This is a genomic window from Rhizobium sp. CFBP 8762 (genome assembly GCF_014841565.1).
Lineage (GTDB): Bacteria > Pseudomonadota > Alphaproteobacteria > Rhizobiales > Rhizobiaceae > CFBP-8762.
Genome location: NZ_JACYUD010000011.1, coordinates 1 through 26728, shown reverse-complemented (window position 1 = coordinate 26728; position 26728 = coordinate 1). Strand labels below are relative to the sequence as shown.

The following is a 26728-nucleotide window of genomic DNA, read 5'->3' as shown; positions in this document are numbered from 1 at the left end:
GCGCTGTCGTCAGATACGGGAGGAAGAGACCCATGCTGGATAAGACCGAAACGGTACACGCCATGATGGCCGAAATTGGCCGCAATGCGCGGGCGGCGAGCCGGGTGTTGCTGACAGCAAAGCCGGAAGCCAAAACCGCTGCACTGCTTGCCATGGCGGATGCTGTGGATGCGCATGTGAGCGATATCCTTGCCACCAACGCACTGGATGTGACTGCCGCGACGGATGCCGGACAGACCGCATCCTTTATGGATCGGCTGACGCTGACACCGGCGCGCATTGGCGACATGGCCAATGGCATTCGTGCCATCGCGGCGCTGGCCGATCCGGTTGGCACCATCATCGCCGAGTGGGACCGCCCGAACGGGCTGCATATCGAGCGTGTGCGCACACCGTTGGGTGTCATTGGCGTCATCTACGAAAGCCGCCCGAACGTAACGGCAGATGCCGGGGCCTTGTGCCTGAAAGCGGGCAATGCCGTGATCCTGCGCGGCGGGTCCGATAGTTTGAATTCATCCCGCGCCATCCATGCGTGCCTGACACTTGGGTTAAGACAGGCAGGCCTGCCGGAACACGCGATACAGATGGTGACGGTGCCGGACCGGGCCGCTGTTGGCGAAATGCTGGCGGGTTTGCAGGGCAATATTGACGTGATCGTGCCGCGCGGTGGCAAAAGCCTGGTGGCGCGGGTGCAAAGCGATGCCCGTGTGCCGGTGTTCGCGCATCTGGAAGGACTTTGCCACATCTATGTGGATGCGTCGGCAGACCTCGCCATGGCGCGCGACATCGTGCTGAATGCGAAAATGCGGCGCACGGGCATTTGTGGCTCGGCTGAAACCCTGTTGGTGGATCGCGCCGTCGCCGAGACCCATCTTGGTCCTCTGGTCGCTGATCTTGTTGCTGCGGGCTGCGAGGTGCGCGGCAGTGCAGAGGTGATGGCGCGCGTTCCCGATGTGGTGCCAGCAAGCGACGAGGACTGGGCAACGGAATATCTGGATGCGGTTATATCGGTCACGCTGGTGGATGGGATTGACGGTGCCGTGGCCCATATCAACCGGTACTCGTCCGCCCATACGGAAGCGGTGATTGCCGATGATGCGCAGGTTGCGGAGCGGTTTTTTGCCGAGATCGATTCGGCTATTCTTCTGCACAATGCCTCCACGCAGTTTGCCGATGGCGGTGAGTTCGGCATGGGCGGCGAAATCGGCATCGCGACGGGCAAGATGCACGCGCGTGGGCCGGTGGGCGTGGAGCAGTTGACCTCGTTTAAATACAGGGTGCGCGGCACCGGTCAGGTGCGGGCATAAGTGACGGACCCGGCGGTTAAGCCTCAATCTCTGAAGATGCCCTATGTGGAAAAGGGCATGGTGGTCGGATTGTTCGGCGGGTCATTCAACCCGCCGCATGAGGGCCATGTGCTGGTGGCCGATATTGCGCTGCGGCGGCTGAAGCTTGATCAGTTGTGGTGGATGGTAACGCCCGGCAACCCGCTAAAGCCCCGCCATGATCTGGCACCCTTAAGTAGCCGCATAGACGCCTGTGAGCAGATGGCGCGTGATCCCCGGATCAAGGTCACAGCATTCGAGCAAGGGCTTGGCGTCAGCTATACCGCCCGGACGCTGGCCATCGTCAAAAAACGAAATCCCGGTATCCGGTTCGTCTGGGTCATGGGTGCCGATAATTTGCAGAATTTTCACCGCTGGCAGAACTGGCAGGCAATTGCCTCCACATTCCCGATTGCCGTCATCGACAGGCCCGGAGCAACGTTGAGTTTCCTGTCATCCAAAATGGCAAAGACATTCGATTATGCCCGTGTGGATGAAGAGGATGCAGCGGCTCTTGCATTCCGAGCGGCACCCGCCTGGACGTTTATTCACGGTCCACGGTCGCGTCTCAGCTCGTCAGCCATCCGGGCGGGCGGCTGATCAGGAGAAAAACACGCTGAATCGCATAGGGTTCAGGGCCAGACTCTTGAAAAATTGATGGATCAATGCCTACATTCGCATGTGAGCCGAGAAATATTGGTTCAACGGTGCTTGTCTGTCTTCGTGAAAGGAAAACCTCTGACAACAGTACACGCCAAGGGAAACGCTTCCAGCGCATTCCCGCACAGCGCGGAACGCGGCGACGATGCTGCCAAGCGCGCTCTTCACACAGTCTTGACCTCGCTTGAGGATTCCAAGGCTGAGGATATCGTAACCATCGACATTGCTGGCAAGTCGGCGTTGGGTGACTATATGGTCATCGTCTCCGGGCGCTCCAATCGCCATGTCATGGCAATTGCCGACCACCTGATTTCCGATATGAAAGACGCGAGCCTCGGCAATGCCCGGGTTGAAGGTTTGGAAGGCGGCGACTGGGTGCTGATCGACGCGGGCGATATCATTATCCACGTGTTCCGTCCGGAAATTCGCGAGTTCTACAACATCGAAAAGATGTGGGCGACGCCGGAAATCGACGAGGGAACGCTGCACTGATACGGTCGAGCGTATAAACCTAGCTGTCTGGGTTTCAGCAGAAGAGCGGGTTAGCACGATGCGGGTAGGTTTGTTTGCAGTGGGCCGTTTGAAAAACGGCCCCGAGAAAGACTTGGCCGCGCGCTATCTCGACCGTTTTGCGAAAGCCGGTCCGGCAATCGGGCTGGAACTTGGCCGCGTGACCGAGGCCAGTGAAAGCCGCGCCTCCAATGCTGATACGCGCAAGCGCGAAGAGGGGCAGATGCTGGAAAAGGCGCTGCCGGAGGGCTGCGTTTTGCTGTTGCTGGATGAGCGCGGCAAGGCGCTAGACAGTCAGGGGTTTGCTGATTTGATCGGCCAATACCGCGACGGTGGCAAACGGGACATTGTTCTGGCGATTGGCGGTGCCGATGGGCTGGACCCTGCGCTGCATGCCCGTGCGGATGTCAGCATTTGCTTTGGCAAAATGACATGGCCGCACCAACTGGTGCGCATTCTGGTGGCAGAGCAGCTCTACAGGGCCGTTACCATTCTTTCCGGTCATCCATATCATCGGGTGTGATGGAAGCCTCTTGATTTCACCGCATTTCTTCATGAGAAGAAGAGGAAGATGGCCTCTTAGAGGCGACAGCCGGACCAGAGGTTATTCACGGACATGAAGCAGAGCAATACAGCGCTGAGACCGGCCCGGCGTTTGCTGGTAGCGTTTGCGTGTCTGTGTCTTCTGACCCTGTCGGTGCCAGCGTCCGCGATGGAGGATGAAGGGGTGCCGGATGGGCCGCCAACCATCGCTAATCCTACCGCCGATCCCGCCGCCGATCTGGCGGTAAAGCGGGATAAAACCCGCGCCGAATTGGATGCACTGTCCAAATCCATCAGCATCAGCGAAGAGCGGGCTGCGGCTTTGGAAGCCGACATTGCCGAGCTGGAAAAAAGCAGCGCCTCTTTGCGTGCCGCAATCGTCACGTCTGCAACCACCAGACAGGAACTGGAACGCAAGATTCTCGATGGCGAGCGGCGTTTGCAGGATATGCGTGACAAGGAAGCCGATGTTCACAAGTCTTTGCAGGCGCGGCGCGGCGTGCTGGCGGAAGTGCTGGCGGCCTTGCAGCGCATGGGCCGCAACCCGCCGCCCGCTCTACTGGTAACGCCAGAGGACGCGCTGGCATCCGTGCGCAGCGCCATTTTGCTCGGTGCCGTCGTGCCGGGCATTCGCCACGAGACGGAAAAGCTGACGCTCGATCTGCAGGCTCTTGCCGATGTGCGCCGGGATATTACCACCGAGCGGGAAACGCTCACGGCCAATATGAGTGCGGCGCTGGAGGAAGAAAAGCGCATCTCCTTGCTTGTCACAGAAAAGGACAAATTGCGGACACGCAACGCTGGCGATCTGGTGGCCGAGCGGCAGAAGGCGGAGGCGCTGGCAGGGCAGGCAACCAGCCTTGCAGGGCTGATCGGCTCGCTGGAGCGTGATATTTCCTCGGTGCGCGAAGCCGCCACCGCAGCACTGGCCGAAGAGGCAGAGCGCCGCCGCATGAGCGATGAGCAGCGCGAGAAGGCGCGGGAACTCGCCCGCACCACCGTGCCCGACAAAAACCGCATTGCGCCCGCATATGTTTTTTCTGATTTGAAGAAAAAATTACCACTTCCTGCCGCTGGAACACCCGTCAGAAACTTTGGTGATGAGGATGGCACGGGCCATCCATCACAGGGAATGATGCTGGAGACCGGCGCGGATGGTCTGGTGACGGCACCTTCCGATGGGTGGGTGGTGTTTGCCGGTAGCTTCCGCAGCTATGGGCAGATGGTGATTTTGAACGCGGGCGATGGCTACCATCTTGTGCTGTCTGGCATGGAGCGGGTGAGCGTGTCGCAAGGACAGTTTGTGGTGGCGGGCGAGCCGATTGCCGTGATGGGTGCAAAAAGAGTGGCAAGCGCCACCGCTTTGCCGCTGGAAACGGACCGCCCAACGCTTTACATTGAGTTTAGAAAAGATGGAAAGCCGGTTGATTCTCGACCATGGTGGACCGCTTCAGCCACTGGAAAGGCACGTAATGATACGTAGGACTTCACTTGTTCTCGTTGGTGCACTGTTGGGTGCAACTGCGATGGGCGTTGTTTACACGACGATAGTACCCGCCGTGGCTGCCAATGCATCCACGTATCGCGAACTGTCTGTTTTTGGTGATGTGTTTGAGCGCGTGCGGGCGCAGTACGTAACGGCCCCGCAGGAGGACAAGCTGATTGAAAATGCCATCAACGGCATGTTGAGTTCGCTTGATCCGCATTCCAGCTACATGAATTCCAAGGACGCCGAGGACATGCGCACCCAGACCAAGGGTGAGTTCGGCGGTCTGGGCATCGAAGTGACCATGGAAAACGAACTCGTCAAGGTCATCACCCCTATCGATGACACGCCAGCGTCTCGCGCCGGTGTCCTGTCGGGCGATTTCATCTCGAAAATTGATGGTCAGGATGTCCGTGGACTGAAGCTCGAAGATGCTGTCGGCAAGATGCGTGGCGAGGTGGGCAGTCCCATCAAGCTGACAATCCTGCGCAAGGGTGCTGACAAGCCGATCGAGCTGACTGTCAAGCGCGATATCATCGCCGTGAAGGCCGTAAAGTTCCGCGTTGAAAATGATGTGGGCTATCTCCGGGTGATTTCCTTTACGGAAAAGACCTTTGACGACCTGAAGGCCGGTATCGACAAGATCAAGAAGGATGTTCCTGCCGATAAGCTCAAAGGCTATGTGCTTGATCTGCGTTTGAATCCGGGCGGTCTTCTGGATCAGGCTATTGACGTATCCGATGCGTTCCTGGAGCGCGGCGAGGTGGTATCCACCCGTGGCCGCAACGAAGACGAAACGCGTCGTTTCAACGCCACAGCGGGTGATCTGGTGGACGGCAAGCCGGTTGTGGTGCTGATCAACGGTGGATCGGCCTCAGCATCCGAAATTGTGGCCGGTGCGTTGCAGGATCTCAAGCGCGCAACGGTTGTGGGAACACGCTCGTTCGGCAAGGGTTCGGTTCAGACTATCATTCCGATGGGTGAGGCCGGTGCGCTGCGCCTGACGACGGCGCTGTATTACACGCCATCGGGCAAGTCCATTCAGGGTACAGGCATCACGCCTGACATCAAGGTGGACCAGCCATTGCCAGCAGAGTTGCAGGGCAAGGTGGAAGCTGCCGGCGAATCCAGCCTGCGCGGCCATATCCAGGGCCAGAGCGAAACAGACGAGGGCTCCGGCTCCATCGCTTATGTTCCGCCGGAAGCCAAGGATGACTTGCAGTTGACCTATGCACTGGAACTGCTGCGTGGGCAGAAGACCGATCCATCCTTCCCGGCGAACCCGGAAAAGGCTGAACTCGAAAAGAAGAACTAAGAATAGCGCCTGTTGAGACAGGCCGCTAAATTAGGGCTATGAAGGCCAGCGAACCTTGGATAAGGGTTTGCTGGCCTTTTTTCGTGGAAAGCACACCGTGGACAGTGATCTTTACAAGCCCCTTGAACCGAGAAAGAAGATTGGCATTACCCGCCGTATCCGCTGGTCTCGCGCACTGTTCGCGTTGGCGACAGTGTTGGTGCTTGGCTTGTCCGTGTGGGCTGCTTTACCGGAAGATGTGCTGCTAACGCAGGACAGGGTAACACCGTCCGTTTCAGTGTCACAGCCTGAGGTCATCGCTGGCCAGCCCAAGGCAAAGTCTCGCCAGACAGCGCGCTCCGGTGCTGACGTGCAGGAAACCTTGAATGACGACGGTTCCGTAGTGACGATCTATAAGCCGGGCCAACGGGAGCAATCCGGTCCGGCCTTGATTGAAACGGATGCGTCCCGCTCGCAGGACCCCCGCATCGCCGCATTGCCAAATGAGGACTTGCTGGAAGAAACGGCGCTCGGCCGCCTGCCGGTTATCGGTGCCGATGGATTGCGGTCGATGGATTATTATGCGCGGGCCTGGTCCGGTACACGCGGCACCCGCATTGCGCTGGTGGTGGGCGGGCTTGGCCTGAGCCAGACCGGCACGCAGACCGCCATCCGCGATTTGCCGGAGGAGGTGACGCTGGCATTCGCGGCCAGTGGCAACAGCCTGATGCGGTGGATGCAGGAAGCGCGCCGTAAAGGCCATGAGATTTTGCTGCAGGTGCCGATGGAGCCTTTTGATTACCCGGCAAACAATCCGGGGAATAATACGTTGCGCGCGGCTTCGGATACAAAGAAAAATCTGTTGATGCTGCAGAAATCCATGGCGCGGCTGACCAATTATACTGGCATCGTGAACTTTCTCGGTGGCGCTTTCCTCTCGGATGCAACGATGCTGGAACCAGTGATGCGGGAGATCGCAGACCGGGGACTGTTGTTTCTGGATGATGCGACCTCGGCACAGTCCTTGAGCGGTACGCTTGCCACCACGATTGATGCACCGCACGCGTTCGCCGACATGGTTTTGGATGAAAAGGTTGAGACATCTGCAGTTTTGAAAAAGCTTGACGAATTGGAGCGGGTCGCGCGCCGAAACGGGTCCGCTATCGGCATGGCCTCGGCTTTTGATGTAAGCGTGGCTGCCATTACCCAATGGGTGGAAGAGGCACAGGGGCGGGGAATTGAGATCGTTGGTGTTTCGGCCCTCGTCAACGATCCGCAAAAACGGTAGAGCCTTTCCAGAAGAAGCGGTATCGCTTTTACGTTTGGACAATGCGTCAAAATAACAGACTAGAGCATATCCGGCGACCCCGTGTTCACCGGACATGCTCTAGGACCAAGAGAAAGCGAGGGCGTGATGAGCAAAACAAACAAACCAGTCAAAGCGGAAGACCTCCCCTATCGCCCCTGCGTGGGTATCATGGTGCTGAACCGCGACGGTTTGGTATGGGCCGGGCGCCGTATTCCACTGGGCAATTCCGAGTATGACGGATCGCCGCAACTCTGGCAGATGCCGCAAGGCGGTATTGATGAGGGTGAGGATGCCTACAAGGCGGCCTTGCGTGAACTCTATGAGGAAACCGGCATGCGCTCGGTATCGCTGCTGGCGGAAGCGCCCGACTGGATTCATTACGACCTACCCCCGGAATTGATCGGCATCGGATTGCGCGGAAAGTTTCGCGGTCAAAAGCAACGCTGGTTCGCGTTCCGCTTCGAGGGTGACGAAAACGAGATTGCCATCAACCCACCCCCCGGCGGCCACACCGCGGAGTTTGATGAATGGGCGTGGAAGCCGATGAAGGACCTACCGGAGCTGATCGTAAGTTTCAAGCGCCAGGTCTATGACGAGGTCGTAGCGACATTTGCTCATCTGGATGGTGCCAGGGACTGTCGATAGTTACCCTCGTACGGTTTGAATGCGCTTTTTTCTTCCTCTACTCTTCGTGCTGTTGACCTCTGCCGGGGTCGGCAGTTTCAGTGTTACCGACACGATTTATTTTCGGGATCTCGGCCACTCGCTTGCGTTCATCGGCCTTATGGTGGGCGTGTTCAATATTTGCGTTGCGGTGTCTGAACTGCCGTTCGCAATCCTGTTTGACCGATATTCAAGCAAGCTCTCTATCCTCATTGGCGTTTGCCTACGTATTGCAGCCTTCGCTCTGTTTGCTGTGTTCTTTATGGATCAGGACATGCTGCTGCTGGGGCAGGCTCTGGCGGGAGTAGCGACGGCTGCAACGAGTGGCACAGTGGTTGCGCTTGTGATGAACGAGGTCAGGGAACGCTCCTATGAGACGATGAGTCTGCAAGGCAGCCGCATCAGTCTTGTCTCTGGCGTGGGATCCCTGATTGGCGGAACATTGGGCAGTGTCGGTTACGCCTATTATCCGCAGACAATCTGGCTTCTGGCGATTGGCTTCTTTTGCCTTGCCTTGGCGGCACTCGCGCGATTTCGGGACACGCCTGTGGCTGGTTCCAGTCTGTCGCTACAGGACATGGCGCGGTGCGTTCTGAGCCTCATAAAGCAGCGCTGCACCGTTTTGCTGGTTCTCAACAATGCCTGTGCGCTGGCGCCTATTCTGCTGTGGCAATTGAAATTCAACAGTATTTCGCCCGGTGCAGTGCTGGCTGGGTTCGCGGTGGTCAGCCTGTCAAAAATTGCCGGGTCGGTTCTCTTCCGAGTGTTCAAGGCGGATATCGCATTCGTAAAATATGCCTGCGTGATGAACGTCATGGTGATCGCTGCTTTTATCGCCAGTACGAATGTGTACCTTATGCTTGTGCTGTTTGCAGTGCATGTTCTGGTGCACATCGTGCAATCTATCTGCCTGGAAGGACTTTTTCAGTCGCAGGTGGGAAATGCTGTTCGGGCGAGCTCATTGTCTCTGGTGTCGCTGCTGGATTCGCTTATTGTCGCCCTGCTTGCGCCCGTGGTCGGGCTGCTCGCCGCCCGCTATGGCTTTATGGAAGCGGCTGCGGTGTCCGGTGTTCTGTACGCCGTGGTCGCCGGGCTGTCTGCTGGCATGAAGGAAGAAACACCCGCTTAGCGTCGTGCCAAACGGGTGTTGTAGACGCAATTACTCGGCTTCGTTGGCCGGCAGGGCATTGAGCTGGCCGTATTTTTCGGGCCCAATGGTGTCAAGAAGCTGAATCTGGGTTTCGAGGAAGTCGATGTGACCTTCTTCGTCGATCAGCAGGTTTTCGAACAGTTTCATGCTGACGTAATCGCCAGCCTCATGACAGATGTCACGGGATGCCTTGTAGGATGCACGCGCATCGTATTCACCGGCAAGATCGGCTTCCAGCACTTCACGAACGTTCTGGCCGATGCGAAGCGCACCGACGGTTTGCAAGTTGGGGTGGCCATCGAGGAAGATGATGCGCTCGATGATTTTGTCGGCGTGCTGCATCTCTTCGATGGATTCGGCACGCTCTTTCTTCGCCAAAAGCTTGTAACCCCAATCGTCCAATAGACGGTAGTGAAGCCAATACTGGTTGACTGCTCCGAGCTCGAGGAAAAGTGCTTCGTTAAGCCGCTCGATGACTCTTATGTCGCCTTTCAAGATCCGCTCTCCTGTTTTCTTCATGGAATTGTCTGAGGCGGATCATGAAATCAAATATCTCGGCTTCCGTCGAGTCTCGACGGGCGTGATAGGCTTCGGTTGTCTTGATAATCAGGTCGACAACACCGGGAAAACAGCCACAACAGCGGCCGCGTTTTTCCATCGCGTGGTAGACTTTTGCAGGCACAATCAGCTGCCAACAGTCCTCATCCAAGAGGGCTGTGATTGTATCTTCGATCTCCTTTTTGGTGATGAAATTACAACTGCAAACCAGCATTGCCGTCTACCCATACTTCGCAAGCTACTGAATTTAAATGTAAAGCAAAAGCGGATGCTGGGTGTCAAGTAAATCTTGGCCACACGATAGCAGCGCATAATTTAGAGTGATTCTAAACATGATAAATTATATCGTATTTTCATTTGCTTAGCTTTTGGTATGGCCGAGGGCTGGGACTGTACCGATGCATTAGGGGTGCGACATTTTGTCCAAATTTATTTTAGAATAATTCTAGTTTTAGGTCGTTCCGCCTGTGAATAAGTGAACCCTAAATCAGAAATATCGGATCGAGATTGCGAATCATTCTAACTTTTTGGTTTGACGCATTATCCGAACGTAAAAGCGTTTCCCGCTTTACTGGAAATGCTCTAGTGGAAGTTTCTGCCCTTCGGCATGACGGTTTCGGGCGAGATCTCCATTGGCTTTGTAGGGGCCTTCAGCCCGCGTGCCGGCATGGTTTTGCCAACCTCGTCGCCGGGGTTGAGTGTCGGGAACCGCTTGGCATGCTTTTGCAGAAGCCCGAGTTCGGCGGTGAGGTCTTCCACATGCTCGGCCACCACATGGATGACGCCGTTGGCGTGCTGGAGTTTACCGGTAACTTTCGTCAGCCGCGCACCCATGACAATGGCGCGATAGCGCTCGAATGTTTTGGGCCAGACGATGATGTTGGCGACGCCGGTTTCATCCTCCAGCGTCATGAAAATGATGCCCTTGGCAGAGCCCGGACGCTGTCGCACCAGCACGAGCCCGGCCACACTGACGGTCTGTCCGTTGCGGCGCGTTTCCAGCGTTTCATGAGTGATAATGCCGGTGCGGCGTAGCCGGTCGCGCAGAAAGGACAGGGGGTGCGCTTTCAGCGACAGTGTTGTTGCGCGGTAATCCTCAACCACATGCTCTCCCGGTAGCATGGCGGGCAGCGCCATCTCAGGTTCAGCCTGAAAATCGCCGGCGCTCTCTCCACTCGCAACGGCAAACAGCGGAAGGGTTTCTGCGGCGGCGGCAGTATCGAGCGCCTTGACAGCCCAAAGTGCGGCGCGCCGATCAAGCCCGATAGACCGGAAGGCATCCGCATCGGCCAGATGCTCCAGCGCCGTCCTCGGCAGTTTCGTTCGCAGCCAGAGATCGCGGATACTGGTATAGCCTTGGCCGCGCTTGTCGAAGAGAGCCTCCAAACCCTTTTCACTGACACCCTTCACCATCCGAAAGCCCAGCCGAACCGCGTAACGCGAGCGGATAAGGTGGCGCATGCTGGTATGACGCGGAGCAATACGGCGGGGATCGAAGCCATTCGGCTCCAGCGTGCAGTGCCAGTCGGAATAGTTCACGTCCACAGGCAGCACGATCACGCCATGCTCACGCGCATCGCGCACAAGCTGTGAAGGCGCATAAAAACCCATGGGCTGGGAGTTGAGCATCGCCGCGCAGAAAACATCCGGGTAATACATTTTCAGCCAGCAGGAGGCATAGACTAGCAGTGCGAAGGAGGCTGCATGGCTTTCCGGAAAACCGTACTCACCAAAACCCTCGATTTGACTAAAGCAATTTCGAGCAAACTCTTCCGGGTAATCTTGATCAACCATGCCTTTCACCATGCGTTCTCGAAAATCCTTCACCTGACCAGTCCGCTGGAAAGTCGCCATGGACCGGCGCAGCTTATCGGCCTCGCTGGGGCTAAAGCCCCCGGCCTCGATAGCGATCTGCATGGCCTGTTCCTGAAACAGCGGAATGCCGAGTGTCCGCTTTAAAATCTTTTCCAGTTGAGGCTTCTCGTAATTGATGGTTCGTCCGGCACGCACATCTTCGCGGCGCTTGAGGTAGGGGTGGACCATGTTGCCCTGAATGGGACCGGGGCGCACAATGGCAACCTCAATAACAAGATCGTAAAACACGCGTGGGCGCAGGCGCGGCAACATGCTCATTTGCGCACGGCTTTCAATCTGGAAGACGCCAAGCGTATCGGCGCGGCAAATCATGTCGTAAACGTCATCCGATTGCCGGTCCTTCATGGACCGTAGATCAAGCTCCAGATTGTAATGCTGCAGAAGCAGAGCAAATGATTTGGCAAGGCAGGTCAACATGCCCAGTGCCAGAATATCGATCTTCAAAAGACCGACGGCATCGAGATCGTTCTTGTCCCACTCCACCATCTGCCGGTCTTTCATGGCTGTGTTCATGATGGGTACGACCTCATCCAGCCGGTCATTGGTAATGACAAAGCCACCGCTGTGCTGGGATAAATGTCTGGGAAACCGAATGAGCTGTTTTGCGTGATCCAGCAGCATTCGGGTCGCTGGATCAGCCGTATCCAGTCCCGCTTGCTTGGCCTCGTTTTCGCTCAAACTTTCCGTCCACCACCCCCACACGGCAGAAGACAAGGCAGATTGCACATCCTCAGACATGCCAAAGGCCTTGGCGATCTCGCGCCCCGCAGAGCGCGGACGGTACGTGGTCACGGCAGCGGCCAACCCGGTACGGTGCCGCCCGTAATGCTCGTAAATATACTGGATTACCTCTTCGCGCCGCTCATGCTCGAAGTCCACGTCGATATCAGGCGGCTCCTCACGCTCGGTAGACAGAAAGCGCTCGAAAAGAAGCCCACCGGACAGTTCTGGCGCAACCTCGGTGATACCAAGACAATAGCAGATGACGGAGTTGGCGGCAGAACCGCGGCCTTGGCACAAAATACCCTTGCCGCGCGCATACTCCACAATATGATGAACGGTGAGAAAGTACGGCTCGTACTCTTTCTCCGTTATCAGCGCCATTTCCTTGGTGATGGTTTTTCTCACCTCGTCTGGCAAACCGTTTTTGTAACGGATGCGTGCGCCTTCATACGTCAGGCGTAGAAGAGTCTGGTTTGGAGTTTCGTCGGGTTTGCCCTCGTCTGGATAATTGTGCTTCAGTTCCTTCAATGAGAACGTAAGGCGGCTAAAGAACTTGACCGTATTGGTGATGGCGTCTGGATAATCTCGAAAAATCCAGGCCATGTCTTTTGGCGATTTGATGTGGCGCTCCGCATTGGCCTGTAGCAGAAAGCCAGCTTTGGCGATGGGTACATGCTCGCGAATGGATGCAATCACATCGGCCAGCGTGCGGCGTTTCCCTGCGTGGTAAAACGGGTCATTGCTGGCCAGCAGACGAATATTGGCGCGGTCTGCCAGTTCCGCCAAAGCGGCAAAGGTGTAGCTGTCGTTGCCATCGTACCGTGCCACAAGGGCCAGATAGATGTTCCGTTTGAACCTTGCCTTCAGGCGCCCCAACAGGTCCGAATCGGTAAAATCAGGCGAGGGCATGATGGCCAGCATCATCCGGTCGCCCCACTCCATCAGGTCGCTTTCAAACAGCGTACATTCGCCCTTGGTGGAGCGCAGATTGCCTACGGTCAACAACCGGCAGAGATGCCCCCAGCCTGCGCGGTCGATGGGATAGGCCAGAATATCCGGCGTTCCATCGGCAAAGACCAGTCGCGCTCCCGGCTGGTAGGGGGTGCCGGTCTCCTTGGCTTTCAGCCAGCCGCGCACCACCCCGGCAACAGTGTTGCGGTCGGCAAGGCCAATGCCTGCAAGGCCCATGGTATCGGCAGCTTCCACCATTTCTTCCGCATGGGAAGCGCCTTCCAGAAAGGAGAAATTGCTGCGGGCACCCAGTTCCACAAACGGCCCGACCGGAGGCAGTGTCATGAGAACAATCCATGCAGAAACCAGCGCGGCGCTTCGCGTTCGCGCTCGTAAAGCCCTTCCCGGTAGAGCCAGAAACGACGGCCATCTTCATCCTCGATGGCATAATAATCGCGTGTGGGCGCTGCCAGACCATCGATCCACCATTCGGCAGCGATGCGCTCCGGTCCCTCCACCCGGACCACCCGGTAGAGCGCGCGCCGCCAGCGAAACGTACGCGGTGGTCCTTCCGGCACCTCGGCCACGGCCTCAACCGGCTCCGGGTGGGCAAACAGCCGCAATGGTCGTTCAAGAGGGGGTCGTTCAAGAGGCGCGCGCTGAGGAACCGGGGTATCCTCCGGCTTTTCGCGTGTGCGGTGTCCAAGATCCTTGACTGGCACAAGGCTTGCGGCCCGCTCCGGCACATGGCTTTGCGCCAGCACCGGGGTCACAAGGCTGTCAGGCCCCAAACGGGCAATGATACGGTCCGCAAAATCGGTCAGCGAGCGGTCCTGCTCGCCACCACCGGAAAAGTCCTTTTGCGTGGCCGTTATACTTTGGGCTTCCAGCACGCTGAGACGCACGGTTTCAAAGCCGAACCCGGCATCAATGTCATCGTGCAGGCCCGCAAGCCGCTCTCGAAACAGGCTGGCAATGCGCGGCGGATCGCGCAGCGGTGCCGAGGCGCGGGCATGGATGCGGACGACCTTGCCATCCACACGAAACAGATGCAGCTCGAATATCCGCCCACCCTGCGCACGCTCCAGCAGACCATCGCGCAGGCGCTCGCTCAACTGGGCCGTCAGGCCGATAATGTCGTCTTCGGATTGAATGGGTTCGATCAGCCGTCGCTCCGCCGACAGCATCGGCACAGTCAGGCGCGGTGAAATCGGCTCTTCCTCTTCCCCTAATGCCTGATCCAGCCGCAAAAGCGGTTGCGGGCCGAATCGTCGTGTCAGCGGTCCGCGTGGCGCGTCCAGAATATCGCCGACCCGTTTGAGGCCAACCCGGTGCAGGGCTTCTACAACCGGTCTCTCCAGCCGCAGGGCCGCCAAGGGCAAGGGAGCCAATATCTCGGCCGGGTCCTGCCCATGAATGGTATGGCCCGTATCAAACCGCGCCAGGGCCCAGGCAAGCCCCGCAGACCCGGCAACAGCACCCCGCGCTTCCAGCCCGAGGCTTGAAAGCCGGGCCAGAAGGTCGGTCAGCAAGGATTCCTCTCTGCCGAACAAATGCGCGCAGCCGGTGACATCAAGGTAAAGGCCATTCGCGCCCTCGGTTGCGACAAGAGGTGTGTAGCGATCGCACCAATCGGCAATATGCTCCAGAAAACGACGGTCGGCATCCGGATCATCGATCAGGATATCGAGATGCGGGCACATGGCACGGGCGTCGGCTATCCCCAGGCCAAGCTTCAACCCCTGCGATTCCGCCAGTTCGTCCAGATGGGCAATGCGCATGGCATTGCCAAAACGGCCGGAGACGATAACGGGCGGATGCTCAGGACGCCCTTTCGAACGCCACGACGGACCCCACCGCAGCCGTGCCAACCGGTCTGTTGCCAAGCGCGGCAGCACCAGTGAGAGAATGCGGCTCTGTCCGGAACGGTTGAGAAGAGAGCGAGGGATTGGTGGACACGGTTTTGAAGCGGCGTTCATGAGCGTTCCATTCCATGGTAAGGCTGGCAGGCAAGGGGAAGGCCGGCAGGAATTGCCGACTTTTTTCAATGGTCAGATGAAAAACCGGATTGCCGAGACTGCCTTTCAGCGTGGCTCCACTCGGCAGACGTCGTAAGCTGGCAGGAGCTGGCTTCAAAAGCAGACGCAGGATGGCGCTGCTGGCCTCTTCCTCGCCTGCCTGACGCAGCAATACAAACGGCGTGTTATAGGCGCGGGCCCGCAGGTGCAAGCGGCGGCTTTCGCTCAATCCCAGCCCTTCCGGGTTGCCCCGCACTTCCAGGAGGACACAGGAAAAGATCCGGGCTGAAACGGCCGATTCTGCCACCCACAGTGCTTCGGTCAAACTGCGGGCCGTCACGAGGAAAAGATGCGCAGGTGAAAGACCAAAACTTTTCAGGCCCACACCATAGGGAACGCCGCCTTCATGCAGCGACATTTTATGGCCGATCCACAGCACCGGCTTGCCACTTGCCTTTTCGTAAAGAATGCTGGAACCCAGCGCAAAGCCGGTTGCCGCACCCGCATCACGGGTTTGATCGGTTCGGATTTCCATCAGGCCGGACAAAGGCAGGCCCGTAAGAGGGCCGTCAAATGCTTCTATTCCCAAAGGAATTGACGTCTGATCTTCGCCATCCTGTGTTGGGTGGCCGGGTGCAAAGCCGGAATCCTGAACGCGCTTGGTCTGGTTTGCCGCACTCTCGCCTTCAAGGCCGGCAATGGTTTCACGCAGGGCATTCAGTGTTTCCCGCGTCACGGCGGTTGTGGCCATGACGAGCACTCCTCTTTTAAGTTCACTCTATGTTCTTATAGATTCCCAACCTTGGGGCAAGAGTCAACAGGAGTCTTTGTATGGATTTATTCCTACGGGTTAAGCCATTGAATTTTATATCTCGAAAATTGTGGAAAGCCCCTATATGTGAAGGAACGGAATTTTAAGATTGCAACGCGGGCTTGTGGCGGCATACGCATTTGCGTTGCAAGGAGTGGTAATGGCCCGCAGTGACAACACCAATGATTGGCGCGAACGCTATGCGCCAACGATTGAAGTTTTTGAATCTCTCGCGATTGAAGCCTACGGTAACCTGCCGGATGAATTCCGCTCGTTGACAGGCAATCTCATCATAGAAATCAGTGATTTTCCAACGGATGACGTGTTTGAAGACATGGCGCTGGAAACCCCGTTCGACCTTCTGGGCCTGTTTGAAGGCCGGGGCCTGACGGAGCGCTTTACCGTGGAAACCGGCGAAATGCCGAACCGAATCACCCTCTACCGCCGCCCCATTCTGGATTACTGGGCGGAAAACGAGGAAACACTCGGCGATATCGTCTCTCATGTCCTGATCCACGAGATCGGCCACCACTTCGGCCTGAGCGACGATGATATCGAGCGGGTGGAAGCCAGTGCGGAAGAGGCAAGCCGGTAAGCCTACCATACCCCTTGTCTGCAAGGTGAAATGTGCTATTTATGTAGCACATATGGAGAGTCCGAATGGCCAACACAGCAAAAATTCGTCGTCAAGGCGGAGCAACCGTCTTCAGCATTCCCCCAGCATTGCTAAAAATGCTGGGTGCTGATGTTGGAACAGAGCTGAATCTGGTTATAGACAATGGGTCATTGATCGCAACGCCTTCTGCTGCCAAAAAAAGATACACATTGGCAGAGCTTTTGGAGGGGGCAGAGGAAATGGCTACTTTGAACAATCAAGCCAAGGATTGGCAAGGTGGACCGCGCGTTGGTAACGAATCCTTTTGATGGTTCGCAGCAACATTCCTGATCGTGGCGATGTCTTTATCGTTGATTTGAATCCGGTTGTCGGAAGCGAGATGAAAGACGAGCATCGTTGTGTCGTCATTACACCTCGTGCAATCAATGCTATAGGGGTGTGTCTTGTCGTGCCGATTACGACGGGAGGCGCATTTGTTCGTAAAGCCGGACTGGCTGTGAACATTTCCGGCCATAAAACAACGGGTGTTGCGCTGTGCAATCAGGTGAGAGGGTTAGACCTGGTCGAGCGCATGAAAAACAAGACGGCGCGATTCGTCGAGACGCTGGACAGCTACACCACGGATGACATTGCTGCACGGGTTGTCAGCATGATTGATCCTGCCTAGAGCATTTCCAGTGAAAACGGAGTCGTTTTCACGTGCGGATAATGCGACAAACAAGGAGTTAGAGCAATTCCGGTGAACACGTGTTCGCCGGAATTGCTCTAGATGTTCCGCGTCACCCTCAACCGCCGAGTTGTGGTGACGCAGATGCCTATATGATCAGTGCTCAGACAGCCGTGTTTCCGGCGTGTATTCCTTGCCTTCAACGGTTTTGATGACCGCTTGGCCGCATTGCATCTGCCGGGTTTCGGCATTCCAGGCATAAGTGGGTGAGCCGTAGAGATCCCAGCCAGCATTCAGGGCTGCGGTAACCTTGTGGCAAAACGTTGCGTCGTCGGGGGCAGTCAGCAAGCGGTAGAGTTTCATAAAATCGGCTTCCTCTCGGGTTTGACCATGGTTTTGCCTGTATCGAATGTTTTAAGCAACAGCATGCAGACTGATCTCTTGCGGCGTGCGGGGCGTAACCCCACATATCAGCCAACGAAAGGTGACGACCCATGCAACACTTCCGCTCTCTTGTCCTGACGCTTGTTGGTGCCGCACTGGCGCTAAGTGCATTCCTGTTTGCGGCCTCACTGGGGCTGGTTCTCGCGACCGTGCTGTCAGTTGTCATGATCACATCCGCCTTAGCTGCACGGTTTGCGCCAAAGCCTGTGCGCGCGACTGTCCGCAACAATCGGCGCCCGCAAAATGGCACCAAGCGCGTCTGGAATGACGGTCGCGGCACGATCATCGATATGTAGTTTCTTTCCTGATCGGTTTCCTTTAAATACGAGGAACCAGTCAGTATAAGGGTTCGATCCATGGATAAGTTTGTCAGGCTTACGGGCGTTGCCGCGCCTTTGCCCGTTGTCAACATTGATACAGACATGATTATCCCCAAGGATTACCTCAAGACCATCAAGCGCACCGGGCTTGGTCAGGGGCTTTTTGCCGAAGCCCGCTATCTGGACGATGGTTCGCTCAATCCTGATTTTGTCCTGAACAAGCCAGCCTATCAGAACGCGCAGATTCTGGTGGCAGGGGATAATTTCGGCTGTGGTTCGTCGCGCGAGCACGCCCCATGGGCACTGCTGGATTTTGGTATCCGCTGCGTGATCTCCACGAGTTTTGCCGATATCTTCTACAACAACTGTTTCAAGAACGGTATCTTGCCGATCAAGGTCAGCCCCGAAGATCTGGAAAAACTTCTGGACGATGCGGGCAAAGGCTCGAATTCGACCCTGACCGTGGACCTCGAAGCACTAAAAATACAGCGTCCTGATGGGGAAACCATTGCGTTCGACCTGGATGCGTTCAAACGTCATTGCCTGCTGAACGGGCTTGATGACATCGGCCTGACGATGGAAAAAGGTGCTGGCATCGATACATATGAGCAGAAGATCAGCCAGTCCCAGCCTTGGGCGTAAGGTATTGGGCTAAGCGTTTAACACTTAGCCTGCCAGCGCGATTTGAAATGGGCAGTGTCCCCTAGACTGAGCACTGTCCTGCTTTTCCAAAACGGGTCTTCCTGCAAATGGGTGATGCTTCCAGGCTTCACCCGCAAATCCATGTAGCCGACAGCATCGAGCGGCACCTTGACCCATGCCGCGACAAGAAACGTTACCGCAAATCCATGTGTCACAATGATCTGTGTTTCCCACGGGCGGGCGATGATCTCCTCCAGCACCCCATATAATCGCGTTGCAAACTGGCGGCGCGTTTCAGCACCTTCTATACATACGTGGTCCATCCGGTTTTCATCCGGTGCCGGAATTATCCGGCTGTCCAGCCATGCTTGCGGCTTGCCCTCGGCAATGCCGTAACTGATTTCGCGAAGCGCTTCCATCTCAACCTCCTTCTGATCGAAGGCACCCCCTATCGGCGCTGCGGTCTCGACAGCGCGTATCAGATCGGATGCGAAAATTTCGACATCGCGATGGTGGATCATCGTTTTCAATCGTGCGACGACCCGCAAGGCATCGTCCCAGCCTTTTCCCGATAATTCCGTATCGTGCCATCCGCCCACCTCATTGCGGACGTGATGCTCTGATTGCGTATGTGTGACGATAAATAGATTTTTCATCTGCGCAGCTTCAGCTTCATTGGAACGATTTGCTTACTTTATTACCCTTGCGCCAAGGGATCGTCATTATTAGGTTGCGCTTTCACTTCTTTGGGAAAGCCCGATCATGCCGATAAAAATTCCAGATCAGTTGCCTGCGTTTGAAACCCTCGTCAACGAGGGCGTACGCGTTATGACCGAAACCATGGCGGTACGTCAGGACATCCGCCCGTTGCAGATCGGTCTGCTCAATCTTATGCCGAACAAGATCAAGACTGAAGTGCAGATGGCGCGCCTTGTGGGCGCGACGCCGCTTCAGGTGGAACTGTCGCTGGTGCGGCTGGGTGGCCACAGGGCCAAAAACACGCCGGAAGAGCATCTCCTCTCCTTCTACAACACGTGGGAGGAGGTGAAGGAGCGCAAATTCGACGGTTTCATCATCACCGGTGCTCCGGTTGAAACGCTGGATTTCGAGCAGGTGACCTATTGGGACGAAATGCGCCAGATTCTCGACTGGACGGAAACCAATGTGCATTCCACGCTGAATGTGTGCTGGGGAGCCATGGCCGCTATCTATCATTTTCACGGCGTGCCCAAGCATACATTGAAGGAAAAGGCCTTCGGCGTGTACCGCCACCGCAATCTGGACCCGGCCTCACCCTATCTCAACGGCTTTTCGGATGACTTCCAGATTCCCGTATCACGGTGGACCGAGGTCCGCAGCGATGACATTGCCGCCCGCCCGGCGCTGCAAATGCTGATGGAATCGGACGAAACCGGGGTGTGTCTGGTGCATGAGGAGCGGGGAAACCGGCTCTACATCTTCAACCACATCGAATATGATTCGACGTCGTTGTCGGATGAGTATTTTCGCGATGTGAACGCCGGTGTGACCGTGAAGTTGCCGCACAACTATTTTCCGCAGGACGACGCGACCAAAAAGCCTTTGAATCACTGGCGCAGCCATGCACATCTGCTGTTTGGCAACTGGATCAACACGATCTACCAGACGACGTCCTATGAACTGGCCGATATCGGCATCAAAAAAGGATAATGGACATGAATGGCGGCGCAGCGGAAGTTTTCGGCAAACACACGGATGGATCACCCGTCTATCGCGTTCGTCTCCATGGCGGCGGGCTTACGGCCAGCATTATCACGTGGGGTGCCGTGTTGCAGGATTTGCGGCTGGAAGGCCACGTCGCACCGCTGGTTCTGGGGTTCGATCATTTCGAGGATTATCCCGTCCATTCCTCGTATTTTGGCGCGACGCCGGGTCGTGTGGCCAATCGCATTGGCGGCGGTGCCTTCACGCTGGATGGAAAACCGCATCAGCTGGAGTTGAATGAAAAAGGCATCAGCCATCTGCACGGTGGCAGTACCGGTCTTGCCAAGCAGAACTGGGCACTGGTGAGCTACGATGATGTCAGCGCGGTGTTGCAGATAACCGATCCCGATGGACGCGCGGGCTATAGCGGCAATTGCCACGTAACCTGCACGTACCGCCTGTCTGGTGACGGGGTTCTAACGGTCACTTACGAATCGGAAGCCGACCAGCCAACCCCGTGCAACATTTGTAACCACAGCTATTTTAATCTGGATGACCAGCCAACCGCAGTCGGCCATGAGATCAGCATTGCCGCAGACCATTATCTGCCAACGGACGAGCGCCAGATTCCAACCGGTGAAATCCGGCTGGTCGATGGAACACCGTTCGATCTGCGCAAGATGAGACCTATGCTGGTGACGGATGACAACGGCGAACCTGTACTGTTCGACCATAATTTCTGCGTGTCGGACGGTCGCGTCGAAAAGCGCAGCGTTATCCGGGTGAAAAGCCCTCATTCCGGCGTCGGCCTTGAGGTGCGCACCACCGAACCGGGCGTGCAATTTTATAGTGGCTACAAGCTGAACGTCACGGTGCCGGGTCTCGAAGGCCGGCGTTATGGCGCGCAAGCCGGTTTTTGCCTTGAAACACAAGTATGGCCGGATGCCATCAACCACCCGAACTTCCCCAATTCGGTTCTGCGCCCCGGTGAACGGCTGGTGCAGGAGACGGATTATATCTTCACAAAAGACTGACTCACGTAATTTCACTCATGGGATAGAAACCGGCATGTTGATCGGCATTGATTGGGGCGGCACGAAAATGGAAGTCGTGGCGCTGGGCGCTGACGGCGATATTCGCGCCCGCCACCGGGTTGCCACGCCTACCAGCGGTTACGATGCCTGCATTCAGGCCGTGCTGGATCTGGTAGGGCAAGCCGAGCAGACGGCAGGTGAGCGCGGAACGGTCGGTATCGGCATTCCCGGTAGCCCCAACCCACGCACGGGCCTCGTACGCAACTCCAATGCCGTTTTGCTAAACGGCAAACCATTGGCAGCAGACCTCAAAGCAGCGTTGGGGCGGGAGGTGCGTCTGGCCAACGACGCCAACTGTCTGGCCGTATCGGAGGCTGTGGACGGGGCTGGGCGTGATGCGCACACCGTGTTCGGCGTCATCATCGGCACGGGTCATGGTGGCGGGTTGGCTATCGGCAAAACGCTTCATGCGGGCTATCAGGGTGTTGCGGCGGAAATCGGCCATTACCCGCTGCCATGGATGACGCCGGAGGAATATCCCGGCCCTAAATGCTGGTGTGGTAAGCATGGCTGTCTGGATATGTATGCCTGCGGCACGGGGCTGGAGCTGGACTACCGTAAGACCACGGGCAACTCCAAAGGTGGCAGTGACATCATGGCCGACAAGCGGCAGGGGGACCCCGCAGCGGTTGCCGTCTATGAAAGGTTTGTGGACCGGTTGGCACGAAGCCTGGCACTGCTGACCAATGTTGTGGACCCAGATATCTTCGTGCTGGGCGGCGGCATGTCCAATGTCGATGAACTTTATGAGGACCTGCCCCCGAAGATCGTGACCTATCTGTTTGGCGATAGCTTTGAAACGCCGATCGTGAAGGCGGTTCATGGCGATAGTTCCGGCGTGCGCGGCGCTGCGTGGTTATGGAAGGATCAGGAATCGTTATGAGCATCGAACAGGATCTGGCCCGTATTGCCGAACAGGAAGCCGATTTGCGCTTTGACACCTTTGATCTGGACGCTGCCTGGGTGCTGGGCAGCACGCTGCGGGATATGGCGGCAAACCGCCAACTGGCTGTCGCTATCGATGTGCACCTTCATTCCATGCCGGTATTTTACGCTGCCCTTGCCGGGACAACGCCGGATAATGCCGGCTGGGTTGCACGCAAGCGCAACACCGCGCTCCGGTTTTTTCGCAGCAGCTACGCCATTGGGCTGGAACTGAAAATGCAGGGACGGACGCTGCAAGACAAGTTTGCGCTGGCCGATGCCGATTACGCATCCCACGGCGGCAGCTTTCCGGTGTGGGTCAAAGGTGCAGGCTGCATCGGTGCCGTGACCGTATCAGGGTTGCCCCAGCGTGACGATCACAATCTGGTGGTGGAAGCATTGGCGCTTATGCTGTGCCGGGATGTGGCATTGCTTGCGCTGCCGTTGGGCTAGAATATGTGCTATCCTTGGTGAAAGGTACGCAAGCCTAGCGCATATTGACATAAACATATCTTTATGTGATGGATAACGTTGCTTGCAATGAGGATTGGTGCATGTCCGTTTCTGATGATCTGTTTGGCGCTGTCACTCCAAAGCCCGATGGCAGCGAGGTCATGGCTGCGCTGACAGCAGCGGCACGTGAGCGTATTCTCATCATGGATGGTGCCATGGGCACCGAAATCCAGCAACTGGGTTTCTTGGAGGAGCATTTCCGGGGCCAGCAATTTGGCGGCTGTGAGTGCCACCAGCAGGGAAACAATGACCTGCTGACGCTGAGCCAGCCTGCCGCAATCGAGGAAATTCATTACAATTACGCGCTGGCGGGCGCTGATATTCTGGAAACCAACACGTTTTCCTCCACCTCCATCGCGCAGGCCGATTACGGCATGGAGGACATGGTCTACGATCTCAACCGCGATGGCGCGCGGTTGGCCCGCAGGGCAGCCCTTCGGGCGCAGCAGGTCGATGGTCGTCGCCGTTTTGTTGCTGGCGCATTGGGACCAACCAACCGCACCGCTTCCATTTCGCCCGATGTCAACAATCCCGGCTACCGGGCGGTCAGCTTCGATAATCTGCGCATCGCCTATAGCGAGCAGTTGCGCGGTTTGATCGACGGCGGTGCCGATATCATTCTGATTGAAACCATCTTCGATACGTTGAACGCCAAGGCGGCAGTGTTCGCGACGGAAGAGGTGTTCATTGAAAAGGGCGTGCGTCTGCCCGTGATGATTTCGGGAACGATTACCGACCTGTCGGGACGCACCCTGTCCGGCCAGACGCCGACGGCCTTCTGGTATTCGCTGCGCCATGCGCGACCCTTCACCATCGGCCTGAACTGCGCGCTGGGTGCCAACGCCATGCGCTCCCATCTGGCGGAAATTTCGTCCATTGCCGATACCTTCGTGTGCGCCTACCCCAATGCGGGCCTGCCCAACGAGTTCGGCAAATATGATGAAAGCCCCGAGGAAATGGCAGCGCAGGTGGAAGGCTTCGCGCGCGATGGTCTTTTGAACGTAGTCGGCGGCTGCTGCGGCTCAACGCCTGCGCATATCCGCGCTATTGCTCAGGCTGTCGCCAAACATCCCCCCCGCGCTATCCCGGAAGCGGCTCCGCTCATGCGCCTGTCGGGACTGGAGCCGTTTACACTCACCAAGGATATTCCGTTCGTGAATGTGGGGGAGCGCACCAATGTCACCGGCTCCGCCAAATTCCGTAAGCTGATTACCGCAGGCGACTATGCCGCGGCTTTGGATGTCGCCCGCGATCAGGTCGCCAACGGCGCACAGATCATTGATATCAACATGGACGAAGGCTTGATCGATTCCAAGCGCGCCATGGTCGAGTTTCTGAACCTTGTGGCGGCCGAGCCCGATATTGCCCGCGTTCCCGTGATGATCGATTCCTCCAAATGGGAGGTGATCGAAGCCGGGTTGAAGTGTGTTCAGGGCAAGCCTCTGGTCAATTCCATTTCCATGAAAGAGGGGGAGGAAGCATTTCTTCATCATGCCCGGCTTGTGCGCGCCTATGGTGCGGCGGTTGTCATCATGGCATTCGATGAGCAGGGGCAGGCCGATACTCATGCCCGCAAGGTGGAAATCTGCACCCGTGCCTACAAGCTGTTGACGGAACAGGCAGGATTTCCGCCCGAAGATATCATTTTCGACCCCAACGTTTTTGCGGTCGCCACCGGCATTGAAGAGCACAACAATTACGGCGTGGATTTCATTGAAGCCACGCGCGATATTATCCGGACCTTGCCACATGTGCATATTTCCGGCGGTGTCTCCAACCTTTCCTTCTCGTTCCGGGGCAACGAACCGGTGCGCGAGGCCATGCATGCCGTATTCCTGTATCATGCCATTCAGGCGGGCATGGATATGGGCATTGTCAATGCCGGGCAGCTTGCGGTGTACGATACCATCGACCCGGAATTGCGCGATGCCTGCGAAGATGTGGTGCTGAATCGGCGCGAGGATTCCACCGAGCGTCTTCTGGAGCTGGCAGAGCGGTATCGCGGTACGGCAGGCCAGCAGGCACGAGAAAAAGACCTGAAATGGCGCGATCTTCCCGTTGCAAAACGGCTTGAGCACGCGCTCGTCAACGGCATTACCGAATTTATCGATCTGGATACGGAGGAAGCGCGGCTCGGTGCCGAGCGACCCCTGCATGTCATCGAAGGTCCTCTGATGGCGGGCATGAATGTGGTCGGCGATCTCTTCGGTGCGGGCAAGATGTTTCTGCCGCAGGTCGTCAAGTCCGCCCGTGTGATGAAGCAGGCCGTTGCGCTGCTGTTGCCCCATATGGAGGCCGAGCGTTTGGCCAATGGCGGGCAGGGGGAGCGCCAGAGCGCCGGCAAGGTGTTGATGGCAACGGTTAAGGGCGATGTGCACGACATCGGCAAGAACATCGTCGGCGTTGTTCTTGCCTGCAACAACTACGATATTATCGACCTTGGTGTCATGGTGCCGTCCGCCAAAATCCTGGAAACAGCGCGCAAAGAAAAGGTCGATATCATCGGCCTATCCGGCTTGATCACGCCATCGCTCGATGAAATGGTGCATGTGGCCGCCGAAATGGAGCGCGAGGGTTTTGATATTCCCCTGCTGATTGGCGGTGCCACCACCAGCCGAGTTCATACCGCCGTCAAGATCAGCCCACGTTACGATGCCGGTCAGGCGATCTACGTGACAGATGCCAGCCGCGCCGTGGGTGTTGTGTCCAATCTTCTGTCGGTTGATTCGAAGCCTGATTATGTTTCAGCCATTCGTGCCGAATACGCCAAGGTGGCCGATGCCCATGCCCGCAATGAGGCAGACAAGCTGCGCTTGCCCCTCAGCAAGGCCCGCGCCAATCCGCAGCGGGTGGATTGGGCTGCGTATCAGCCTAAAACCCCGTCTTTCCTCGGCACTCGCGTGTTTGAAGGTTGGGATCTGGCAGAACTGGCGCAATATATCGACTGGACGCCCTTCTTCCAGACCTGGGAGATGAAAGGTGTTTATCCCAAAATTCTCGATGACGAGAAACAAGGCGAGGCTGCACGCGCTTTGTTTGCCGATGCACAGGCCATGCTGACCAAGATCATCGCCGAATCATGGTTCGTCCCCAAGGCGGTCGTCGGCTTCTGGCCTGCGCAGTCCGTGCAGGATGATATCGAACTTTATACGGATGACACGCGCGCGCAAAAACTTGCAACATTCTTCACGCTTCGTCAGCAGATGACGAAGCGTGATGGTCGCGCCAATGTGGCGCTAGCCGATTTTGTTGCACCCGAAGCCTCCGGCAAGCAGGATTACCTCGGTGGTTTCGTCGTAACTGCAGGCATTGAGGAAGTCGCAATTTCCGAACGGTTCGAACGCGCCAATGATGATTACTCGTCCATTATGGTGAAGGCGCTGGCCGACCGATTCGCCGAAGCGTTCGCCGAGCGTATGCACGAAATGGTCCGCAAGGAGCTGTGGGGCTATGCAGCAGACGAATCCTTCAAGCCGGTCGAGCTGATCGGCGAGCCCTATAACGGTATTCGTCCCGCACCCGGCTATCCAGCCCAGCCCGACCATACGGAGAAAGAAACATTGTTTTTGCTTTTGGATGCGGAAGCACAGATCGGAGTCAGCCTGACTGAAAGCTATGCCATGTGGCCCGGTTCGTCGGTTTCCGGTCTCTATATCGCACAGCCCGAATCCTATTATTTCGGTGTTGCAAAGGTGGAGCGTGATCAGATCGAAGACTACGCCAGCCGCAAGAATATGCCTGTGAACGAGGTTGAGCGCTGGCTGGGACCCATCCTTAATTATGTCCCAGCGCCTATCGCGCAGGCAGCAGAGTAATGTCGAGCAAAGGGGCCCTGTGGCCCCTTTTTGTTGCCGAAAACATGCGCAATGACAAAGATACATTATAAATCAACCACTTGCACGATTTTCATAAAAACGTTGCAATATGTGTTTGACATTTTTTGGGGTGT

The 26728-nt window shown here is 56.9% G+C and carries 26 protein-coding genes; 19 read left to right on the top strand and 7 right to left on the bottom strand.

What is annotated here, in order from left to right:
• Window positions 1–32 precede the first annotated feature (32 nt).
• The 9 genes from IFT84_RS20195 to IFT84_RS20155 all read left to right on the top strand — a co-directional run bounded on the left by IFT84_RS20195 (window position 33) and on the right by IFT84_RS20155 (window position 8919).
• Window positions 33–1307: a glutamate-5-semialdehyde dehydrogenase gene (locus IFT84_RS20195; RefSeq protein WP_192122433.1), complete on the top strand. Its 1275-nt coding sequence runs from the start codon at window positions 33–35 to the stop codon at window positions 1305–1307.
• 36 nt (window positions 1308–1343) lie between these two features.
• Window positions 1344–1925, top strand: coding sequence for a nicotinate-nucleotide adenylyltransferase (locus tag IFT84_RS20190; protein WP_192122463.1), 582 nt, complete (start codon window positions 1344–1346; stop codon window positions 1923–1925).
• A 123-nt stretch (window positions 1926–2048) separates the two neighbouring features.
• Entirely contained in the window at window positions 2049–2477 is a 429-nt protein-coding gene (rsfS, locus tag IFT84_RS20185; RefSeq protein WP_446737630.1) for a ribosome silencing factor, read from the top strand.
• A 58-nt stretch (window positions 2478–2535) separates the two neighbouring features.
• The gene (gene rlmH / locus IFT84_RS20180; protein ID WP_192122431.1) at window positions 2536–3018 is read left to right on the top strand and encodes a 23S rRNA (pseudouridine(1915)-N(3))-methyltransferase RlmH; all 483 of its coding nucleotides are present in this window, start codon (window positions 2536–2538) and stop codon (window positions 3016–3018) included.
• 93 nt (window positions 3019–3111) lie between these two features.
• Window positions 3112–4521, top strand: coding sequence for a murein hydrolase activator EnvC family protein (locus IFT84_RS20175; protein WP_192122430.1), 1410 nt, complete (start codon window positions 3112–3114; stop codon window positions 4519–4521).
• Window positions 4511–5839, top strand: coding sequence for a S41 family peptidase (locus tag IFT84_RS20170; protein ID WP_192122429.1), 1329 nt, complete (start codon window positions 4511–4513; stop codon window positions 5837–5839). Before IFT84_RS20175 ends, IFT84_RS20170 begins: the two co-directional genes overlap by 11 nt.
• 97 nt (window positions 5840–5936) lie before the next feature.
• Window positions 5937–7106: a divergent polysaccharide deacetylase family protein gene (locus IFT84_RS20165; RefSeq protein WP_192122428.1), complete on the top strand. Its 1170-nt coding sequence runs from the start codon at window positions 5937–5939 to the stop codon at window positions 7104–7106.
• A gap of 126 nt (window positions 7107–7232) precedes the next feature.
• Window positions 7233–7772, top strand: coding sequence for an RNA pyrophosphohydrolase (locus IFT84_RS20160; protein WP_192122427.1), 540 nt, complete (start codon window positions 7233–7235; stop codon window positions 7770–7772).
• Between the two features lie 19 nt (window positions 7773–7791).
• Window positions 7792–8919, top strand: a complete 1128-nt coding sequence (locus IFT84_RS20155; RefSeq protein ID WP_192122426.1) for an MFS transporter — start codon at window positions 7792–7794, stop codon at window positions 8917–8919.
• A gap of 30 nt (window positions 8920–8949) precedes the next feature.
• Here IFT84_RS20155 and bfr read toward each other — a convergent pair whose 3' ends face one another.
• The 5 genes from bfr to IFT84_RS21545 all read right to left on the bottom strand — a co-directional run bounded on the left by bfr (window position 8950) and on the right by IFT84_RS21545 (window position 15816).
• Window positions 8950–9435 carry a bacterioferritin gene (gene bfr / locus IFT84_RS20150; RefSeq protein WP_192122425.1) on the bottom strand — a complete coding sequence of 162 codons (486 nt, stop codon included), beginning with the start codon at window positions 9433–9435 and terminating at the stop codon, window positions 8950–8952.
• Window positions 9401–9712 (bottom strand): (2Fe-2S)-binding protein, encoded by a 312-nt coding sequence (locus tag IFT84_RS20145; protein ID WP_192122424.1) that lies wholly within the window; start codon window positions 9710–9712, stop codon window positions 9401–9403. The genes bfr and IFT84_RS20145 overlap by 35 nt, the downstream gene beginning before the upstream one ends.
• Window positions 9713–10080: 368 nt before the next feature.
• Window positions 10081–13392, bottom strand: coding sequence for an error-prone DNA polymerase (locus tag IFT84_RS20140; RefSeq protein WP_192122423.1), 3312 nt, complete (start codon window positions 13390–13392; stop codon window positions 10081–10083).
• Window positions 13389–14933 (bottom strand): DNA polymerase Y family protein, encoded by a 1545-nt coding sequence (locus IFT84_RS20135; RefSeq protein WP_244651316.1) that lies wholly within the window; start codon window positions 14931–14933, stop codon window positions 13389–13391. The genes IFT84_RS20140 and IFT84_RS20135 overlap by 4 nt, the downstream gene beginning before the upstream one ends.
• Window positions 14869–15816 carry an ImuA family protein gene (locus tag IFT84_RS21545; RefSeq protein WP_244651315.1) on the bottom strand — a complete coding sequence of 316 codons (948 nt, stop codon included), beginning with the start codon at window positions 15814–15816 and terminating at the stop codon, window positions 14869–14871. Before IFT84_RS21545 ends, IFT84_RS20135 begins: the two co-directional genes overlap by 65 nt.
• 220 nt (window positions 15817–16036) lie before the next feature.
• On the opposite strand from IFT84_RS21545, the gene IFT84_RS20130 reads away from it, so the two are divergent.
• The 3 genes from IFT84_RS20130 to IFT84_RS20120 all read left to right on the top strand — a co-directional run bounded on the left by IFT84_RS20130 (window position 16037) and on the right by IFT84_RS20120 (window position 17159).
• Window positions 16037–16471, top strand: a complete 435-nt coding sequence (locus tag IFT84_RS20130; protein WP_192122421.1) for a metallopeptidase family protein — start codon at window positions 16037–16039, stop codon at window positions 16469–16471.
• 65 nt (window positions 16472–16536) lie between these two features.
• Window positions 16537–16800: an AbrB/MazE/SpoVT family DNA-binding domain-containing protein gene (locus IFT84_RS20125; protein WP_192122420.1), complete on the top strand. Its 264-nt coding sequence runs from the start codon at window positions 16537–16539 to the stop codon at window positions 16798–16800.
• Window positions 16800–17159 (top strand): type II toxin-antitoxin system PemK/MazF family toxin, encoded by a 360-nt coding sequence (locus IFT84_RS20120; protein ID WP_192122419.1) that lies wholly within the window; start codon window positions 16800–16802, stop codon window positions 17157–17159. Before IFT84_RS20125 ends, IFT84_RS20120 begins: the two co-directional genes overlap by 1 nt.
• A 156-nt stretch (window positions 17160–17315) precedes the next feature.
• Here IFT84_RS20120 and IFT84_RS20115 read toward each other — a convergent pair whose 3' ends face one another.
• A complete protein-coding gene (locus tag IFT84_RS20115) occupies window positions 17316–17522 on the bottom strand; it encodes a DUF1737 domain-containing protein (protein ID WP_192122418.1) in 207 nt (68 codons plus the stop codon).
• 131 nt (window positions 17523–17653) lie between these two features.
• On the opposite strand from IFT84_RS20115, the gene IFT84_RS20110 reads away from it, so the two are divergent.
• The gene (locus tag IFT84_RS20110) at window positions 17654–17899 is read left to right on the top strand and encodes a hypothetical protein (RefSeq protein ID WP_192122417.1); all 246 of its coding nucleotides are present in this window, start codon (window positions 17654–17656) and stop codon (window positions 17897–17899) included.
• Between the two features lie 60 nt (window positions 17900–17959).
• Window positions 17960–18565 carry a 3-isopropylmalate dehydratase small subunit gene (gene leuD / locus IFT84_RS20105; RefSeq protein ID WP_192122416.1) on the top strand — a complete coding sequence of 202 codons (606 nt, stop codon included), beginning with the start codon at window positions 17960–17962 and terminating at the stop codon, window positions 18563–18565.
• A gap of 17 nt (window positions 18566–18582) precedes the next feature.
• Here the strand turns inward: leuD and IFT84_RS20100 are convergent, their stop codons facing one another.
• Window positions 18583–19221 (bottom strand): histidine phosphatase family protein, encoded by a 639-nt coding sequence (locus IFT84_RS20100; RefSeq protein ID WP_192122415.1) that lies wholly within the window; start codon window positions 19219–19221, stop codon window positions 18583–18585.
• A gap of 106 nt (window positions 19222–19327) precedes the next feature.
• On the opposite strand from IFT84_RS20100, the gene metA reads away from it, so the two are divergent.
• The 5 genes from metA (at window position 19328) to metH (ending at window position 26594) form a co-directional block, all read left to right on the top strand.
• Complete coding sequence (metA, locus tag IFT84_RS20095; RefSeq protein WP_192122414.1) at window positions 19328–20254, top strand: homoserine O-acetyltransferase MetA; 927 nt, start codon at window positions 19328–19330, stop codon at window positions 20252–20254.
• A gap of 5 nt (window positions 20255–20259) precedes the next feature.
• Window positions 20260–21282, top strand: a complete 1023-nt coding sequence (locus tag IFT84_RS20090; protein ID WP_192122413.1) for an aldose epimerase family protein — start codon at window positions 20260–20262, stop codon at window positions 21280–21282.
• Window positions 21283–21316: 34 nt separating this feature from the next.
• Window positions 21317–22225: an ROK family protein gene (locus IFT84_RS20085; RefSeq protein WP_192122412.1), complete on the top strand. Its 909-nt coding sequence runs from the start codon at window positions 21317–21319 to the stop codon at window positions 22223–22225.
• A complete protein-coding gene (locus IFT84_RS20080) occupies window positions 22222–22719 on the top strand; it encodes a heme-degrading domain-containing protein (RefSeq protein ID WP_192122411.1) in 498 nt (165 codons plus the stop codon). Before IFT84_RS20085 ends, IFT84_RS20080 begins: the two co-directional genes overlap by 4 nt.
• A 101-nt stretch (window positions 22720–22820) precedes the next feature.
• Entirely contained in the window at window positions 22821–26594 is a 3774-nt protein-coding gene (gene metH / locus IFT84_RS20075) for a methionine synthase (RefSeq protein WP_192122410.1), read from the top strand.
• The last annotated feature ends 134 nt before the right edge of the window (window positions 26595–26728 follow it).

Excerpts from the sequence above, each read along its gene's own strand:
- IFT84_RS20195 (WP_192122433.1), top strand. The coding sequence starts at position 33 with ATGCTGGATAAGACCGAAACGGTACACGCCATGATGGCCGAAATTGGC.
- IFT84_RS20140 (WP_192122423.1), bottom strand. The coding sequence starts at position 13,392 with ATGACACTGCCTCCGGTCGGGCCGTTTGTGGAACTGGGTGCCCGCAGC.
- IFT84_RS20100 (WP_192122415.1), bottom strand. The coding sequence starts at position 19,221 with ATGAAAAATCTATTTATCGTCACACATACGCAATCAGAGCATCACGTC.
- IFT84_RS20080 (WP_192122411.1), top strand. The coding sequence starts at position 22,222 with ATGAGCATCGAACAGGATCTGGCCCGTATTGCCGAACAGGAAGCCGAT.
- metA (WP_192122414.1), top strand. The coding sequence starts at position 19,328 with ATGCCGATAAAAATTCCAGATCAGTTGCCTGCGTTTGAAACCCTCGTC.
- IFT84_RS20085 (WP_192122412.1), top strand. The coding sequence starts at position 21,317 with ATGTTGATCGGCATTGATTGGGGCGGCACGAAAATGGAAGTCGTGGCG.
- IFT84_RS21545 (WP_244651315.1), bottom strand. The coding sequence starts at position 15,816 with ATGGCCACAACCGCCGTGACGCGGGAAACACTGAATGCCCTGCGTGAA.
- IFT84_RS20170 (WP_192122429.1), top strand. The coding sequence starts at position 4,511 with ATGATACGTAGGACTTCACTTGTTCTCGTTGGTGCACTGTTGGGTGCA.
- IFT84_RS20130 (WP_192122421.1), top strand. The coding sequence starts at position 16,037 with ATGGCCCGCAGTGACAACACCAATGATTGGCGCGAACGCTATGCGCCA.
- IFT84_RS20175 (WP_192122430.1), top strand. The coding sequence starts at position 3,112 with ATGAAGCAGAGCAATACAGCGCTGAGACCGGCCCGGCGTTTGCTGGTA.
- IFT84_RS20115 (WP_192122418.1), bottom strand. The coding sequence starts at position 17,522 with ATGAAACTCTACCGCTTGCTGACTGCCCCCGACGACGCAACGTTTTGC.
- rlmH (WP_192122431.1), top strand. The coding sequence starts at position 2,536 with ATGCGGGTAGGTTTGTTTGCAGTGGGCCGTTTGAAAAACGGCCCCGAG.
- metH (WP_192122410.1), top strand. The coding sequence starts at position 22,821 with ATGTCCGTTTCTGATGATCTGTTTGGCGCTGTCACTCCAAAGCCCGAT.
- leuD (WP_192122416.1), top strand. The coding sequence starts at position 17,960 with ATGGATAAGTTTGTCAGGCTTACGGGCGTTGCCGCGCCTTTGCCCGTT.
- IFT84_RS20125 (WP_192122420.1), top strand. The coding sequence starts at position 16,537 with ATGGCCAACACAGCAAAAATTCGTCGTCAAGGCGGAGCAACCGTCTTC.
- IFT84_RS20090 (WP_192122413.1), top strand. The coding sequence starts at position 20,260 with ATGAATGGCGGCGCAGCGGAAGTTTTCGGCAAACACACGGATGGATCA.
- IFT84_RS20110 (WP_192122417.1), top strand. The coding sequence starts at position 17,654 with ATGCAACACTTCCGCTCTCTTGTCCTGACGCTTGTTGGTGCCGCACTG.
- IFT84_RS20190 (WP_192122463.1), top strand. The coding sequence starts at position 1,344 with ATGCCCTATGTGGAAAAGGGCATGGTGGTCGGATTGTTCGGCGGGTCA.
- IFT84_RS20120 (WP_192122419.1), top strand. The coding sequence starts at position 16,800 with ATGGTTCGCAGCAACATTCCTGATCGTGGCGATGTCTTTATCGTTGAT.
- IFT84_RS20145 (WP_192122424.1), bottom strand. The coding sequence starts at position 9,712 with ATGCTGGTTTGCAGTTGTAATTTCATCACCAAAAAGGAGATCGAAGAT.
- IFT84_RS20155 (WP_192122426.1), top strand. The coding sequence starts at position 7,792 with ATGCGCTTTTTTCTTCCTCTACTCTTCGTGCTGTTGACCTCTGCCGGG.
- IFT84_RS20160 (WP_192122427.1), top strand. The coding sequence starts at position 7,233 with ATGAGCAAAACAAACAAACCAGTCAAAGCGGAAGACCTCCCCTATCGC.